Source organism: Methylorubrum sp. POS3 (genome assembly GCF_043352485.1).
Taxonomy (GTDB): Bacteria; Pseudomonadota; Alphaproteobacteria; order Rhizobiales; family Beijerinckiaceae; genus Methylobacterium; species Methylobacterium suomiense.
In genome coordinates this window covers 2,006,869-2,022,837 of record NZ_JAPRBT010000001.1, presented here as the reverse complement: position 1 = coordinate 2,022,837, position 15,969 = coordinate 2,006,869, and the positions used below count along the sequence as shown (strand labels likewise).

General features: G+C 70.7%; 13 protein-coding genes and 1 pseudogene. 4 read left to right on the top strand and 10 right to left on the bottom strand.

The features are described from left to right. Nucleotides 1-211: 211 nt before the first annotated feature. Complete coding sequence (locus OWC43_RS09630) at nucleotides 212-1,159, top strand: NAD(P)H-binding protein (RefSeq protein ID WP_393958532.1); 948 nt, start codon at nucleotides 212-214, stop codon at nucleotides 1,157-1,159. A 29-nt stretch (nucleotides 1,160-1,188) separates the two neighbouring features. Here the strand turns inward: OWC43_RS09630 and OWC43_RS09625 are convergent, their stop codons facing one another. From OWC43_RS09625 to OWC43_RS09615, 3 genes are read right to left on the bottom strand one after another with little or no spacing between them, the layout of a single operon-like run. Next, nucleotides 1,189-2,079: a transglutaminase N-terminal domain-containing protein gene (locus OWC43_RS09625; protein WP_393956488.1), complete on the bottom strand. Its 891-nt coding sequence runs from the start codon at nucleotides 2,077-2,079 to the stop codon at nucleotides 1,189-1,191. Next, nucleotides 2,076-4,616 carry a circularly permuted type 2 ATP-grasp protein gene (locus OWC43_RS09620; RefSeq protein WP_393956487.1) on the bottom strand — a complete coding sequence of 847 codons (2,541 nt, stop codon included), beginning with the start codon at nucleotides 4,614-4,616 and terminating at the stop codon, nucleotides 2,076-2,078. Before OWC43_RS09620 ends, OWC43_RS09625 begins: the two co-directional genes overlap by 4 nt. After that, the gene (locus tag OWC43_RS09615; protein ID WP_393956486.1) at nucleotides 4,613-7,885 is read right to left on the bottom strand and encodes a DUF2126 domain-containing protein; all 3,273 of its coding nucleotides are present in this window, start codon (nucleotides 7,883-7,885) and stop codon (nucleotides 4,613-4,615) included. The genes OWC43_RS09620 and OWC43_RS09615 overlap by 4 nt, the downstream gene beginning before the upstream one ends. A gap of 274 nt (nucleotides 7,886-8,159) precedes the next feature. On the opposite strand from OWC43_RS09615, the gene OWC43_RS09610 reads away from it, so the two are divergent. After that, a complete protein-coding gene (locus OWC43_RS09610; RefSeq protein ID WP_393956485.1) occupies nucleotides 8,160-9,329 on the top strand; it encodes a putative zinc-binding metallopeptidase in 1,170 nt (389 codons plus the stop codon). A gap of 188 nt (nucleotides 9,330-9,517) precedes the next feature. On the opposite strand, the gene OWC43_RS09605 is transcribed toward OWC43_RS09610, so the two are convergent. Next, the gene (locus tag OWC43_RS09605; protein ID WP_393956484.1) at nucleotides 9,518-10,192 is read right to left on the bottom strand and encodes a DUF2147 domain-containing protein; all 675 of its coding nucleotides are present in this window, start codon (nucleotides 10,190-10,192) and stop codon (nucleotides 9,518-9,520) included. Nucleotides 10,193-10,503: 311 nt separating this feature from the next. Then, nucleotides 10,504-10,713 (bottom strand): hypothetical protein, encoded by a 210-nt coding sequence (locus tag OWC43_RS09600; RefSeq protein ID WP_137830546.1) that lies wholly within the window; start codon nucleotides 10,711-10,713, stop codon nucleotides 10,504-10,506. Nucleotides 10,714-11,008: 295 nt separating this feature from the next. On the opposite strand from OWC43_RS09600, the gene OWC43_RS09595 reads away from it, so the two are divergent. Continuing rightward, nucleotides 11,009-11,260: a hypothetical protein gene (locus OWC43_RS09595; RefSeq protein ID WP_137830547.1), complete on the top strand. Its 252-nt coding sequence runs from the start codon at nucleotides 11,009-11,011 to the stop codon at nucleotides 11,258-11,260. 49 nt (nucleotides 11,261-11,309) lie between these two features. Here OWC43_RS09595 and rpmF read toward each other — a convergent pair whose 3' ends face one another. The 5 genes from rpmF to OWC43_RS09570 form a co-directional block, all read right to left on the bottom strand. Then, nucleotides 11,310-11,498 (bottom strand): 50S ribosomal protein L32, encoded by a 189-nt coding sequence (rpmF, locus tag OWC43_RS09590; RefSeq protein ID WP_091945606.1) that lies wholly within the window; start codon nucleotides 11,496-11,498, stop codon nucleotides 11,310-11,312. Between the two features lie 162 nt (nucleotides 11,499-11,660). Continuing rightward, nucleotides 11,661-12,569, bottom strand: coding sequence for a transglycosylase SLT domain-containing protein (locus tag OWC43_RS09585; protein ID WP_393956483.1), 909 nt, complete (start codon nucleotides 12,567-12,569; stop codon nucleotides 11,661-11,663). Between the two features lie 177 nt (nucleotides 12,570-12,746). After that, nucleotides 12,747-13,562 (bottom strand): Cof-type HAD-IIB family hydrolase, encoded by an 816-nt coding sequence (locus OWC43_RS09580; RefSeq protein WP_393956482.1) that lies wholly within the window; start codon nucleotides 13,560-13,562, stop codon nucleotides 12,747-12,749. Between the two features lie 8 nt (nucleotides 13,563-13,570). Further along, nucleotides 13,571-14,092, bottom strand: a complete 522-nt coding sequence (locus OWC43_RS09575; RefSeq protein ID WP_393956481.1) for a gluconokinase — start codon at nucleotides 14,090-14,092, stop codon at nucleotides 13,571-13,573. 13 nt (nucleotides 14,093-14,105) lie between these two features. After that, nucleotides 14,106-15,503: an alpha/beta hydrolase gene (locus OWC43_RS09570; protein ID WP_393956480.1), complete on the bottom strand. Its 1,398-nt coding sequence runs from the start codon at nucleotides 15,501-15,503 to the stop codon at nucleotides 14,106-14,108. 216 nt (nucleotides 15,504-15,719) lie between these two features. Here OWC43_RS09570 and OWC43_RS09565 point away from each other — a divergent pair. Then, nucleotides 15,720-15,969 (top strand): annotated as a pseudogene (locus tag OWC43_RS09565) (sugar transporter); the annotation flags it as partial.

The window sequence follows — 15,969 nt, the reverse complement described above, 5'->3', positions numbered from 1 at the left end:
CCCTCGTACCTTGCGGCGGATCGGGCTCGGGGCTTACGCCCAAACGGGGGGGCAAGTCCATCGCGCGCGAGCCGGTTCACCCCCGGCACCCGCAGCTCACGGCTTGACGCGTCCGGGCAAACCCGTGCCGATTCCTTGGGCGTTTCGGGGGGGGCGGACCGGCGACATGAATGCGGATCGAGACACCGCCCCAGGGCCGCGCCGTGTCCTCGTGCTCGGCGGGACCGGCACGATCGGCCGTGCCACCGTGCGGGCCCTGGTGTCGCGCGGTCACAGGATCGTCTGCCTCGTCCGCCCCGGCGCCCACGCCGATGCAGGCCTCCCCGCAAGCGCGGAGATCCGCTTCGCGGACGTGACCGATCCGGGCTCGCTCGCCCGCGACGGCTTTCGCGGCGAGGCGTTCGACGTCCTGGTCTCGTGCCTTGCCTCCCGCACCGGAGTGCCCGAGGACGCCTGGGCGATCGACCACGACGCGCATCTGAGCGCGCTCGCGGCGAGCCGGGCGGCCGGGGTTGGCCACGTCGTCCTGCTCTCGGCGATCTGCGTCCAGAAGCCGGTTCTGGCCTTCCAGCACGCCAAGCTCGCCTTCGAAGCGGCCCTGATCGCCTCGGGCGTCGCCTACACGATCGTCCGGCCCACGGCCTTCTTCAAATCCCTCTCGGGGCAGGTCGAGCGCGTGAGGCGCGGCAAGCCGTTCCTCGTGTTCGGCGACGGTGCGCTGACGGCGTGCAAGCCGATTTCCGACGACGACCTCGGTGCCTACCTCGCCGATTGCCTCGACGATCCCGGGCGGCGCAACCGGGTGCTGCCGATCGGCGGACCCGGCGCGGCCATCACGCCGAAGGCGCAGGGCGAGGCCCTGTTCGCCCTGCTCGGGCGCGCGCCGCGCTTCCGGCACGTCCCGGTGCGGTTGCTGGACGGGATCGTCGTGGTCCTCACCGTGCTCGGACGGTGGGTCCCCGCGCTCGCCGCCAAGGCCGAGCTCGCGCGCATCGGGCGCTACTACGCCACCGAATCGATGCTCGTCCTCGATCCGGCCACCGGCCGCTACGACGCCGACGCCACCCCCTCGACGGGCTCGCAGACGCTGTTCGAGCATTACGCGCGGCTGATCCGGGGCGAGGTGACGGCCGAGCGGGGCGATCACGCGGTGTTCTGATTCTTTTTCGAACCGCGTCGAGCAGGCTGTCAGAACGCCTCCTCGTCCTCCGGGATCACGTCCACCTCAACCGTCAGCTTCTGCGCGCCCGCCGAGGAGACGATGCCGTCGATGGGGGCGACGTCGCCGTAATCGCGCCCGCGCGCCACGACGATATGGTCGTCGCGCACCACGCAATCGTTGGTCGGGTCGAGGCCGATCCAGCCGAGTTCCGCCCCGCACCACAGCGCGACCCAGGCGTGGCTCGCATCGGCACCGCGCAGGCGCGGGCGGCCCGGTGGCGGGCGGGTGCGGAGATAGCCGCTGACATAGGCCGCGGGCAGACCCAGACCGCGCAGCCCCGCGATCATCACATGGGCGAAATCCTGGCAGACGCCCGCCCTCAGGGCGAAGGCTTCGGCGAGAGGCGTCGAGACGGTCGTGGCCTTGGCGTCGAAGCGAAAATCCGTACGGATGCGGGTCATTAGCTCGACGGCGCCGCCATAGGCGCTGCGGCCCGGCGCGAAGCTCGCGCGGGCATAGTCGGTCACCGCCGGATCGAGGGGCACGCGCTGGCTGCGGAACTGGAAATGGGCGGGTCCGTCCGGGCCGAGGCTCGGCAGCGCCAGCGCCGCGTCGCGCACGGCCTCCCAGGACGGGCCGGATTCCGGCGGCGGCGGCGGCGGACGCTCGACCGAGACGCGCGAGAAGGCCTCGACCGTGAAGGTCTCGTGCGGCTCGTCGAGGACGAGGCTGATCGTGTCGAGGCCGAAGAAGTCGCGCCGCTCCAAGCGGCTCTTCGGGGCGGGGCTGACCGCGACATTGCTCTCCAGCACGGTCTGCCCGCCCCCGTCGCGGGGGCGCAGGCGCAGGGTGCAGCGCGCGTAGCGGACCTTGCGGGCGTAGCGGTAGGTGGTGAGGTGGCGAAGTCCGTAGATCACGCGAGACCCGTCAGCTTCTCGGGTCGCAACGCCTCGGCGCCGCTGGGGAAGTAGCGGCCGGCGATGCCGTCGGCGAGGCGCTCCAGCTCGTTGGCGAGGCGCTCCAGGGCCGGGCCGTCGATCTCGGCGGCCTGCCCGGTCTGGAAGGTGCCGGCGAGGGTCAGGGCTTGGCGGCGATGGGGCTCGGGCAGGCCGTCCGCGGCGATGGCCGGGAGCGCGTCGAGATGGGCGACGATCGCGGCGACCTGGAAGGCGGCCGAGCGCGGGTTGTAGGGATCGAGCACGCCCATGTCGCAGACCGCGTCGCGGCTGACGCCGGCGAGGTAGCGGGCGCCGTAGGCGATCTGCGAGTCGACGAGGGCGAGCATCACGCCGAGATCCTCGGCGGTGGCATCCTCCCCGCAGAAGGTGGCGGCGAAGCTGCAGGTGTTGATCGCCCGCTCGACCCGACGGCCCATATCGACGAAACGCCAGCCCGCCCCGTGGTTCATGTTCTCGTGGGCGAGGCCGGTGAGCGCCGAGAGATGGCCGAGCGCCCGCTCGGCCCGGCCGCGCAGCTGCGCCTCGGTCGGGGTGAAAACCTCGCTGAAGACCAGCGTATCGCGCAGGTCCGCGAGCGAGCGCCACGCCTCCGCCGGCAGCCGCTCGCGCAGCGAGGCGGCGATGCGGCGCGCCTCGAGGGCATGGTTGAGGGCCGAGCCGTAATGGGCGCGCCCGCTCAGCGCCTCCTGGGCCAGGATGGCGGTGGGGAGATCGGCGGCCTCGACGCTGTGCCATTCCATCAGCAGGGCGCGGATGCGCTTGGCCGTCGGCGCGTCGTCGGCGGCGCAGGGATCGGCGGTGATCGCCTCGCCGAAACCGCCGAGATGGGCCTGGACGAGGCGGATCACGGCCTCGGCGCGCTCCAGGTAGCGCCCGAGCCAGAACAGGTTGTCGGCGGCCCGCGACGGCAGGTGCCCGGCGACGCGGCGGATGCGGGGCGGCGTCGAGATCACCAGGCTCGGCGCGTCGACGGGGGTGTCCGACAGGATCCAGACATCGGCCGCGCGGATGCCGGCCCGCATCTCGCTGGGATCGGCGTCCTCGCGCTCGGCGACGCGGCAGAAGGCGCTCGGCAGCACCCGCCATCCCTCCGGCGTCGCGGCGGCGAAGACCCGCATCACGAAGGGCCGCGCGACGAGGCGGCCGTCCTGCCAGGTCGGCATGGTCGAGAGGGGCACCGGCTCCTGGGCCACCCAATCGAAGGCGCGCTCGTTCAGCGCGGCGAGCGCCGTCTCGCGGGCCGCGCCGAAGGCGACCGGCGCGAGGATCGCGTCGCGCTCGGGGCCGCGCACGGCGGTCGCGGCCGGGCGCAGGGTCAAGGCGTCGAGATGCGCCAGGGTGTGGGCGAGGCCCTGGGGATCGCCGCACCACCAGGTGCGGGGGCCGGACAGGCGCAGGCTCTCGCCGGTCAGCGCCTCGGCGATCCGCGGCAGGTAGGGGCTGAGCGCTGCGGATTCGAGCACGCCGGCACCCGGCATGTTGCCCATCACCACGCCGCCCCGGCGCATCACCTCGAGGATGCCGGGCACGCCGAGGCGCGAATCGGTGCGCAGTTCCAGCGGATCGAGATAATCGGCGTCGATCCGTCGCCAGAGCGCGTCGGCGCGCTTCAAGCCGGCGACGGTGCGCACGTGGACGAGGCCGTCGCTGACCACGAGGTCGTCGCCCTCGACGAGGAGGAAGCCGAGATAGCGCGCGAGGGCGGCCTGCTCGACATAGGTGCTGCTGTAGGGGCCGGAGGTCAGCAGGCAGATACGCGGATCGCTGCGATCGCAGGCGGCGGCGAGGCCGGAGCGGAACGCCTGGAAGAAGCCCGGCAGGCGGACGACGTGGAGGTCGGCGAACAGGTCCGGGAAGGCCCGGGCCAGCACCATGCGGTTCTCGAGGGCGTAACCGAGGCCCGACGGCGCCTGGGTCCGGTCGGCCAGAACCTGCCAGCGCCCATCCGGTCCGCGGCCGATATCGGCGGCGTAGATCGGCAGCCAGCGTCCGCCCGGCGGGCTCATGCCCTGGGCCGGGCGTAGATATTCCGGGCTGCCGGCCACGACGCCGGCGGGCAGCAGCCCCTCGGCCACGAGCCGGCCCGGCCCGTAGATGTCGGCGACGATGCGCTCCATCAGCCCGGCGCGCTGGACGATGCCCGCCGACAGCTCCGCCCATTCGGCCGCGTCGATGACGAGCGGCAGCGAGCCCAGCGGCCAGGGATGCTCCTGCTTGTCGCCGTAGACCCGGTAGGAGATGCCCGCATCGCGGATATGCCGCTCGGCGGAGAGGAAGCGGGCGCCGATCTCGCGGTCGTCGAGGCGGCCGAGCCGGTCGAGGAAGCGCGGCCACGCTCCGTGAAAGCGACCGTCCGGGCCGACGAGCTCGTCGGCGAGGCCGGAGCGCGGGGCATAGCCCTCCGTCCAGCGGCGGATGCGCGCCGCCGCATCGTCGGCCGCCCAGGCCGGGTCGGGCCGCGCGGGCCCGTCCGCGAGGGCGGCCGAGGCACTCATCGGGGCGCGGGGGTGCGCAGGTCGAGGGTGAGCGGGAACTCGGTCGTCCGCTCCTCGGGCGGCATCGCCACGGTCCCGGGGGTGTGGCCCATGGCCTCGAAGCGGGCCAGGCGCCGGCCTTCCGCCTCGTAGGCGTTGACCGGGAAGCTCTCGTAATTGCGCCCGCCGGGATGGCTCACATGGTAGCGGCAGCCGCCGAGCGAGCGGCCGCTCCAGGCGTCCAGGATGTCGAAGGTCAGCGGACCGTGCGGCGGAATCGTCGGGTGGAGGGAGGAGGCCGGCTGCCACGCCTTGAAGCGCAGGCCGGCCACCGCCTCGCCGCTGGCGCCGGTCGGCGTCATCGGCAGGCGTCGCCCGTTGCAGGCGATCACGTGCCGGCCGGGCACGAAGCCCTCGACCTTCACCTGAAGCCGCTCGACGGATGCGTCCACGAAGCGCACGGTCCCCCCGGCGGTCCCTTCTTCGCCCAGCACGTGCCAGGGCTCCAGGGCCTGGCGCAGCTCCAGGCCGACCCCGCCCTGCTCGACCCGGCCGAAGACGGGGAAGCGGAACTCGCGCTGCGCGACGAAGGCCTGGGGATCGAACTCGTAGCCGCCCGCGCGGAGGTCTTCCAGCACCGAGAGGAAGTCCGCCCAGAGGAAATGCGGGAGCATGAAGCGATCGTGGAGCGCCGTGCCCCATCTGACACAGGAACCCGTCTGCGGCTCGCGCCAGAGCCAGGCCACGATGGCCCGCAGCAGCACCTGCTGGGCGAGGCTCATGCGCGCGTCCGGCGGCATCTCGAAGGAACGGAATTCGAGGAGGCCGAGCCGCCCCGTGGGACCGTCCGGCGAGAACAGCTTGTCGATGCAGATCTCCGCCCGGTGGGTGTTGCCGGTCACGTCCGCCAGGATGTTGCGGAACAGCCGGTCGACCAGCCAGTGCGGGATGTTGGCCTCCCCCGGTCCCGGCACCTGGGCCATGGCGATCTCGAGTTCGTAGAGACCGTCGTGGCGCGCCTCGTCCATGCGCGGCGCTTGGCTCGTCGGGCCGACATAGAGGCCCGCGAACAGGTACGAGAGCGAGGGGTGGCGCTGCCAGGTGAGCACGAGGCTCTTGAGCAGATCCGGCCGGCGCAGGAACGGTGAATCCGCCGGGCTCGCGCCGCCGAGCACGACGTGGTTGCCTCCGCCCGTGCCGGTGTGGCGCCCGTCGATCATGAACTTCTCGGCGCCCAGCCGGGTCTGGCGCGCCTCGTCGTAGAGGCCGCGGGTGATGTCGACCGCCTCGCGCCAGGAGGCGGCGGGATGGACGTTCACCTCGATCACGCCGGGATCGGGCGTCACCTTGATGACGGAGAGGCGCGGATCGTAGGGCGGCTCGTAGCCCTCGATATGCAGGGTCCGGCCGACCGTCTCCGCCGCCCGCTCCAGATGGCCGACGAGGTCGAGATAATCGTCGGCCCGCTCCAGCGGCGGCATGAACACGCAGAGCACGCCGTCGCGCGGCTCGATGGCCAAAGCCGTACGCACGGCGACGCCCGTGATGCCGGCGCCGTTGGCACGGTCGGCGCCCTTCGGCAGCGGCGCCCCCGGCTCCCTCGGCAGGTCGCCACGATCCTCGAGCGGGTCCTGCGGGTGGTAATAGGGGTAGGAATCCGGCGGCACGTAGGGCAGCGAGCCGAGCGGCAGGCGAAAGCCCATCGGCGAGTCGCCGGGGCTGAGATAGGCCCCGCCCCGGCGGAACGCCCAGCTTTCCGAGATCCAGGCCCGCCCCTCGCCCGCGGCGAGGTTGGCCAGCGGCAGCACGTAGCCGACCGGCTCGCCGAGGCCGCGCTCGAACACGCGCTTGAAGCGGGCATCGGCCTCGACGCTGCCGGTGCGGGGCGCCGTGGTCGTGACATTGACCGGAAGCTCGCTCTCGCGGCTCTTCCAGTAGACCGCGTCCTCGTAGGCCGGAAAGATGAAGCGGGCGAGGTCGAGCCGCTCGGCGAGCGCCCCGATCAGCGCCTTCGCATCCGCGATGGTGGCGCCCTTCGGGCCGTTCTCCGCCGCGATCAGCGCGGCATTCTTCCAGATCGGAAGCCCGTCCTTGCGCCAGTACAGGGCGAAGGCCCAGCGCGGCAGGCTCTCGCCCGGATACCATTTACCCTGGCCGTAATGCAGCATGCCGCCCGGCGCGAACCGGTCGCGCAGGCGCCGGATCAGCGTATCGGCGCGGCCGCGCTTGGTCGGCCCCACCGCCGCGACGTTCCACTCGGGCGATTCGAAATCGTCGATCGAGACGAAGGTCGGCTCGCCGCCCATGGTGAGCCGCACGTCCTGGGCGGTCAGATCGGCGTCGATGCGCTCGCCGAGCGCGTCCATGGCCGTCCAGACGCCGTCCGAGAACGGCTTGGTGATACGCGGGGCTTCGGCCACGCGGGTAATCTTCATCTCATAGGAAAAGTCGACCTCCGCCGGCTCGGCGAGGCCGGAGATCGGGGCAGCCCCGTGATAATGGGGCGTGGCGGCCAGCGGAATGTGGCCCTCGCCGGTCAGCAGCCCGGAGGTGGCGTCGAACCCGATCCAGCCCGCGCCCGGCAGATAGACCTCGGCCCAGGCATGCAGATCGGTGAAGTCGGTGGTGGTGCCCGCAGGTCCGTCGACCGCCGTGGTGTCCGGCACGAGCTGGATCAGGTAGCCGGAGACGAAGCGGGCCGCGAAGCCGAGGCGGCGCAGCACCTGCACCAGCAGCCATGCCGAATCGCGGCAGGAGCCGCTGCCGAGCGTCAGCGTCTCGGCCGGCGTCTGCACGCCGGGCTCCAACCGCACGCCGTAGGCGACGTGCGCGCGCACCAGCTCGTTGAGCGCGACGAGGAAGGTCACCGTGTGGGTCTCGTCCGGCACCCGCTTCAGGAAGGCGTCGATCTCCGGCCCGCGCGCATCATCGAGGGCGAGATAGGGGGCGAGCGCGATCCGCAGGTCGTCGTCGTAGGCGAAGGGATGTCGCTCGGCGTAACTCTCGACGAAGAAGTCGAACGGGTTGATGACCGCCAGATCGGCGGTGAGATCGATCTCGACCCGGAACTCGGTAGTCTTCTCCGGAAAGACGAGGCGGGCGAGCCAATTGCCGCTCGGATCCTGCTGCCAATTGATGAAGTGGTTTTCGGGGGTCACCTTCAGCGCGTAGGCCGGCACCCGGCTGCGGGTATGCGGCGCCGGACGCAGGCGGATCGTCTGCGGCCCCAGCGCGATCGGCCGATCGTAGCGATAATGCGTGACGTGGTGCAGGGCGGCTTGGATCGACACGGAATCTCCGGGCGTCTCGTCTGATCTCGAACGGTCTCGCGGCGCGGCCGGCCGAATGGGTCTGTCGCGCTTATACGCCCGCAGCGGGGCGGAGCGTGCGGGAAAAGCAAGAAGCATGCATCGGAGGCTGCCTGAGCGACATTGGTGGAACCGCTGCCGCGATCGGCTCTTTGAGTCCTGCAGGGGCCCGATCCTTGCGGGACCGCAAGTCCTGCGGGGCTCTGCGCCTCACCGGATGCCCGAACGATTCACGCTCTCGGCGGGAGCGGAACCCATGAAAATCTTCCAGTGTCAGGCCTGCGACCAGCCGGTCAGCTTCGAGAGCACCGTGTGCGAGAGCTGCGAGCGGCGGCTCGGCTATGTCTGCGACCGGCATGCCGTCTCGGCCCTGGAGCCCTGCGGCGAGGACGGGCGCGGGCCGCTGTTTCGCGCCTACGCGCATCTGGGGCGCAAGTACCGCTTCTGTGCCAACGCTGCCTACGATGCCTGCAACTGGATGGTGCCGGAGGAATCCGACGAGCCCTACTGCGTCACCTGCCGCCACAACCGCGTGGTGCCGGACCTGACCGTCTCGGCCAATGTCGTGCGCTGGCGCCAGATCGAGGCCGCCAAGCATCGGCTGTTCTACTCCCTGCTGCGGCTCGAACTGCCGCTGGTGACGCGGGTCCAATATTCCGACGGCCTCGCCTTCGATTTCTTGGTCGATCCCGCCGAGACGCAGTCTCCCGGCCCCCCGGTCATGACCGGCCATCTCGACGGCCTCATCACCCTCTCGATCGCGGAGGCCGACGACGTCGAGCGCGAGCGGCGGCGCAAGCTGTTCGGCGAGTTCTACCGGACGCTGCTCGGCCATTTCCGCCACGAGATCGGACATTACTTCTGGAATCTACTGGTCCGGTTCGATGCGAGCCTGCCGCTCTTCCGCGCTCTGTTCGGCGATGAGAGCGTCGATTACGGCCTGAGCCTGCAACGCTACCACGCCAACGGACCGACGCCGCGCTGGGAGGAATCCTTCGTCTCGGCCTACGCGACCGCCCACCCATGGGAGGACTTCGCCGAGACCTTCGCCCATTACCTGCACATCGTCGACACGCTGGAGACGGCCAACGCCTTCGAGATCCGGGTGCGCCCGAAGCTTCGCAACGGCGGCGATGGGGCGAGTGCGGTGACGGTCGATTTCGACCCCTACGAGACGCCGGACTTCCAGCGCGTGATCGAGGCGTGGATGCCCCTGACCTACGCGGTCAACTCGCTCAACCGCTCCATGGGCCAGCCGCCGCTCTACCCGTTCACCCTGACGCCCGCGGTGATCGCCAAGCTCGCCTTCGTGCACGAGCGCATCTACGCCGCGCGCATGCCCGGCGGGATGGAGATCGCCAGCGCCGAGATGCTGAAGGCGGTCATTGCCGGCCTGCGCCAACGGGTGGCGGCGCCGACGCTCTGAGCGGCTTTCGGGCTCTCCCCGTCATCGCGAGGCGGAGAGCCGGAACGATCCGGGGCGCGCCTCCCCTCAAAAGGCGGGACCGTGCCGTCGGGACGGTCTCCGCGCGCCCTTCCTGAACCATGCGGAGCACGGGTGTGCTTCAGCCCCGCCCCGCAATCACGGGGAAGGGTTTGATTCCCCTTCCGCGATCACTCCGCCGGCGCTGCGGCCTTCGGCGCGGCGGGCTTGGGCGCGGCGGGCTTGGCGGGAGCCGGACCGGTGGTGCCCGTGGCGGTCGGGCCGTTGGCGCTCGCGGCGGCCGGGGGCTTCGGCGCCCATTCGGCATCGGCGCGCGGACCGTTCGGGCCGTTGGTCGGGCCGGCAAGCTGACCGGGCGCCATGTCGGAGACCTTCTTCCAGGTCTGCGATTGGCACAGGAAGGCGATGAGGCAGCCCTTGACGGTCAGCTCCTCCGGCTCTTCCGACCAGATCGTCACGTCGTAGAACTTGCCGTCCTCGGCGTTGTAGATCTTGCCCTCGTAGCGGGCATCCTCGTTGAGCTTCAGCCCGAGGATGAGCTGATGCCCGAGCGAGGCGCGGGCGCGCTTCTTGGGATCGGGATTGCGGAAATCCACCCGTGGCTTGCCCTCGTCGTTGTTGGGCACCTTCAGCCACACGGCGTAGCCGCACAGGTTCTTCTCCTGCGGGCCGCATTTCTCGACGCGGATGCGCGCCTTGCCGTCCTGGGTCAGCCACGTGCCGGAGGGATCGCGATGCGGCGCGGCTGCGGCGGGCGCGGCCATGACGGCCGTCAGGGCGGCGAGCGCGGCCGCGCCATAAGCCGTGCGAAAGGAGGCTAGGGCCGCCGAGAGTCCAAAGATCATGAAGTCATCCCCGTTTCGGCACGGCGGCCTGCGCCGCCCGTTCCGACATCAGTCCGGCCGCGATGGGTCCGGGTGGCGAGGGGCTCGATTTCCGCAGCCCGTTGCCGTCTGGCCGCAGCCATCGAACGGGAAGGTGACCGGATCATGACCGTATGGCGGCGTCCGGAAGCAATTCCCAGCACCATCCGCCGCGGCACAGCCGCAGCGAGGGTTGCGGCCAAGCCTTCAACGAGAAAGGGGCCGGCGCGTCGGCGCCAGCCTCATTCGTTCCACGCGAGACGTCTCCGGCCGGGTCATTACCCCGGCGCGAATTACTCCGCCGGGGTGATGTCGGCGGTGAAGTGACCGCACCAATCCTTGGAAGCCACCACCGGCCACAGGCCCTGGCTCTGCGGCTCGGGCTGGCTCACCGGCGGGTTGAAACGGCACAGGCCCACATCGCCCGAGCCCTGGCCGGCATTGGTCTTGTGCTCGTCGAAGAAGCGGCAGCTCTGGCAGGCGGCGCTGGTGTTGCTCGACATGAGGTCACTCCGTTGGTTCTGGCGGCGTCCGGCACGAACCCGGTTGCCTTCAAGTTTGTAATTAGAGTGATTCCAATAAGGCGTCAAGCAGCTTAGAACGATTCTCGTTTGTGAGCCGGACACACGATTGCGTGCGCAGCCGATGCGCCGGTTCGATCCGGACATGCAGAAAAGGCTTTGCTGCGCGCGGACGCCGCGCGCGGCGGACAGCGGCGCCCGCGACAAGAGGTTAAGATCCGGTTAACGTCGGCCCCGCTCTTGCACGATGATCCGTGTCGGAGCCGGAGTGGCGAGCATGGATCGATCCAGGACGCGGGACAGTGCCGAAACGGATCGCGTTCGTGCCGATGCGAAACCGGCGGGTCGTTCGCTCGTCGTGGTGGCCCAACCCGGTCCGTCGTCCCGGATCCGGGGCGGACGCCCGCTCGCGGAATTTCTCACCCAACTGATCGTCAGCGCCGATCCGGCCCTGCGTCCGGCCCGGTCCGAACGCACGAAGGCCGCGGTCGCGCTTTACGCGCGGACCGCGGCCTTCGAACGGGGCTGACGCCCCTAAGACTTTGGAAGTCCGAATAGGCGCCGAGGCGCCGGGCCGATCAGGCTTCGGCCGACTTCACCTTCAGCACCTGGCGACCGCGATACATGCCGGTCTTCAGGTCGACGTGGTGCGGACGACGCAGCTCGCCGGAATCCTTGTCCTCGACATAGGTCGGGGCCTTCAGGGCGTCGGCCGAGCGGCGCATGCCGCGGCGGGAGGGGGAAGTCTTTCGCTTCGGAACGGCCATGGGAGTACCTCAGGCTAATAGGGCGCCCGAGGGATCCTCATCCGAGGATCGCCGACGGCACCGCGTGCGTGACGGAGATTCGAGGCGGGCTGTATAGCGACACCGATGGCGACTGGCTAGTCGTTCCGGGCGGGTGTCCTACGCAGGCTGCCGAGGGGCGGATCAGGGCGTGCCGGGGAGGGCCGAGGCTTCGAGAACCGGGGCGGCGGCGGGCTTGCGGGCGACGGTCACCGGGCGAGCGGCGGCGGCCAGCACGATTTCCGAGGGACGGCGCGGAGGCAGCGGAACCTCGACGGCATCGTTGGCCGCAAGCGTGTGCGGATCCGCCTGGGTCGGGGCGGTGGCGGCCGGGGCGGCGGTATAGGCGACGGGAGGGGTCTGAACGAAGGCGCCCTGAGTCGTTGCGAACTGGGCCGAAGCGACTTGGACGGGCTCGGAGGCGCCGGAAAGGGCGGCCGGCCGGCGCGGGGGCAGCGGCACCTCGACGGCATCGGCCGGGGCGGTGCCGGGCGCAGCGTAGGCCAAGGCCTGGCTGCCGACGGCGGGCGCGCTGCCGCGCAGGGCGAACATACCATCGAAGCCGGTGGCGGATTTCGCCGTCGAGGCCGCGGCCACGCGTGTGACGGTCGGCGCCGCAACGGGCTCTTGCGGCACGTCCGCCTCGATCCCGAGGCGCTTGGCGACGTAATAGTAGCCGCGATTGTAGTAGCGGTAGGCCTGCTCCAGGTCGCCCTTGGCGGCGCGGTAGGCGCCGGCCAGATAGGCGATGCCGTATTTCAGGTTGGTGTCGGGATCGTAGAGTCCGGCAGCGTCGCCGCTATAGCCGAGGCCGCGGGCGGTGGCGTGCTTGATCTGCATCAGGCCGAGGGCCGAGCCGCCCTTGGCGCGGGAATTGTAGTTGCTCTCGCGCTTGACCACGCGGTGCACGAACTCGGCGGGCACCTTGTTGGCGCGGGCATGCTCGGCGATCAGCGCGTCGATGTTGTCACGTGCCGCGCCCTCTTGGACCGCCTGGGCGAGAACCGGCGCCGGTACGGCGGCGGCGAGCAGGGCGGCGAGGATAAGGCGCATGCGAGACCCGTGGTTTTTTCTACGGCTCAGTTTGTGCCCCGAGCGGTCGGGTCGAAATGAGGCGGGAACGTGAATTTCCGGCGCCGGGGCCCCTCTATCCCCGGCCTTGGCTCTCCCCTGTCGCCGGAATGGCACAGCTTTGGCCGATGACGGCGCCGCCTTAGGCCCCGTGCGGTCTCACACGGCGCCGAGGACGAGGCGCTCGATCGCCTGCGCGAAGCCATCCGAATCGTTGTCGCCGGTCACGGCGTGGGCGGCCTCCCGCACCGTCGGGTCGGCATTCCCCATGGCGATGGCGAGACCGCTCGCGCGGAACATCGCCACGTCGTTGCCCGCATCCCCCAGCGTCGCGATCCGCTCTATGGGGATGCCCAGGCGCCGCCCGAGATCGCGCACGAAGCCGCCCTTGTCGGTGCCGGGCGGGGTCACGTCGAGATAATAGGCCTGCGAGCGATGCACCGCCGCCCGGGTGCCGAGATCGCCCGCAAGCGCCGTCTCGATCGCGGCGAGCCGGTCGTGGTCGCGGCTGACACCGACGATCTTGGCCGCATGTGTCAGGAGCGGCGCGAGGTCGGCGGTCACCTTCGGCTCCGCACGGAGCGTGCGCCGCTCCAGATCGACATAGGGCGCCTTCGGGTCGCGCAGGTGCCAAGCGCCGCCGGCGAAGACCCAGGCATCGATTCCCTCGGCCGCGAACCGCGCGACCGCCGCGCGCGCGGCCGCCTCCGGGATCAGCACCTCGGACAGGATGCCGAGATCGGGCCCGCAGACGGTGCTGCCGTTGAAGGCGCCCATCGGCAGGCGCAGATCGAGGGCGTCGACGAGGCTCGCCAAGCCGACCGGCGGGCGGCTCGACGCCACGGTGAAGCCGATCCCCGCCTCGCCCAGCCGGCGCACCGCCGCGATGGCTGCCGGGGTCAGGTTCTTGTCGGTGGTCACCAGGGTGCCGTCGACGTCGGAGACGACGAGGGCGATGCCGGCCGGCTTGCGCATTCCGTATCCTATCCGCAGAGGTCGCCGGGCGAACGCCCGAGCCGGGTCGCCACCGCCGCGACGATGGCCTCGGGCCCCTCTTCGATGCCCACCGTGATCGGATCCTCGTCCGGCCCGGGCGGCTCGAGGGCAGCGAACTGGCTGTCGAGGAGGGCCGCCGGCATGAAGTGGCCGTGCCGGGCCGCGATCCGCCGGCCGATCAGGTCACGGCTCCCTTCGAGGTAGACGATGCGCACCCGCGTCGGGTCCCCGATCAGCGCCCGGCGATAGCGGCGTTTGAGGGCGGAGCAGGCTACCACCCCGCCCTCCCCGGTCGCGAGCTGCCGGTCGATCCAGCCGCGGATGAGCGCGAGCCAGGGCCCGCGGGCTTGATCGTCGAGGGGATGGCCCGCGGACATCCGCGCGACGCTCTCCGGCGTGTGGAAATCGTCGCCGTCGACGAAGGGCAGGCCGAGCCGCTCGGCGAGCAGCGAGGCGACCGTGCTCTTGCCGGAACCCGACACCCCGGTCACCACCAGCACGATGGGCATGGCGGCTTCGCCCTCACCCATGCCGGACCGCCCTGGCCTCGCGCATGAACTCTCTCTTCTTCGTAGGCACGTCCGAATCCTGCTCGTCATCGGCGTCGAGAACGCGGTCGAGCAGGCGGCGCGGACCGAGGATCATGTCGAAATAATCGTACTCGCCCGGTCGGTCGTTCGACATCAGGAACTGGAAGTGCATCCGGAATGGCCGGAAGCGGACCTTGGCATAGGTCTCCGGGGAGATGATGTCGCGGAAGCGCGCCGAGCGGATGATCGGGTTGGCCACGATCGTGTCCGGTGCCAGGCCGAGATCGAGGTCCGAAGCCGGGTTGAAGCCCGGGAAGTTCATCCAGTCCTGTGGCGCGCAGTAATCGACCCAGATCAACCGGCGGCAGGTGACGAGACGCGCGACCTCCGCCCGCAACCCCCGCGCCCGAGGCTTCAGGGCCGCCAGCGGCAGAGCGGAACCGAGGGTGACGAGCCCGAGGCTCGGGCCGTCGGTCGCGCCGAGGCGGGCGTCGCGGGCGATCACGCGGGCCGCGACCTCCACGGCGGTGAGCGCGCCCGAGGAATGGCCCACGATCAGGATTTCGTCCGGCGGGCCCGGGAGATCGGGGGCACGCAGCCGCGCCAGCACGTGATCGGCGAAGCTGTCGAGGCGGCGCTCATAATCATCGCGCGAGCCCCGGCCATGCTGCCACTTGAACACCCAGTCGTTCACGAGCTGCCAGAAGAAGATGCGATTGAGCCTCGCCTCCATCGCGACGAACAGCGCGATCACGACGAGGAGGCCGATCGGCACCATGGCCAGGGCTGGCAGGTTCAGGCCGATGGCACCGCCCTCCCCCAGGACGGCATGGGCCGCGCAGGCCATTCCGCCCGCCGCCGCGGCGAAGATCAGGATCGTGACCAGCGGGTAGACGATGACGTTCCCGAACTTCCAGTTCAGCCGGTAGTACGCAATCAGCAAACCGGCTTGCACGATATAGGCCGTGCAGGCGAGCGCCACGCTGAGGAACTTCGAGCGGGCGAAATCGCAGGCGACGATGTCGTCCCAGAGCAGAACTTCGTAGGTGGTCTCGGCTCCCCCGGTCTCGGCATGCGCGCCGATGCGCCAAGTTTGCACGAGAGGCGCTTGCACGAGAGGCGCTTCGACGAGGGGGGCTGGTGCGGGAGGCCCGCCCGGCGCCGAACCCTCCGCCGTCGTGCGGAGCGCCCCGGCCTCGGCCCGGCCGATCTCGCGCCGCGTCTGGCCGAACACCTTGGCGTAGCGGGTCAATTCGCGCACGAAGAGCAACCGGTAGCGGCTGCGCGCCTCGGGGTCATAGCCCGGCAGGTAGAAGACGTGGCGTCGCCTGACCGCGCCCGGGCGCGGATCAGGCACGCCGGGCGGTGTGTGGCTGACGCGTTTCGACATCCCTGCCTGCGGATCGGCCGCGCGGTTCGGCCTGGCACTCCGCTTAGCGCAACCGCGCCGTGCGGCAAATGCCCTTCGAGGCCCGGGACAAGTGTGGGCAACGGGGACGGCGAGACGGAGGATACGGTCCCGAAGCCGGTGTGGCGGCGTCGCCACGGACAGCTTGACCGTTTTCGCGCTAGGCAGCCCATGAGAGAAACCGTCAGGCAAACCTGAATGCGCGTCACTGCAACTCTCCTCGTCACCGCGTTCGCGGTGTCGGGGTGCTCGATGCTTCCGACCTCGGGTCCGACGGCGCGGGCGATCGATGGCGGTGCCGACATCGCCACCGCCGAGGGCGTGCTGGCCCGCTACGAGATCATCGACGTCGATCCCGCCATCGTCGAGGCCCTGCGCACCCGCCCGCTCGACAGCCTCCTCGTCACCTTCGGCGACAACCGCCCCGCCGCCACGCCGCTCATCGGCG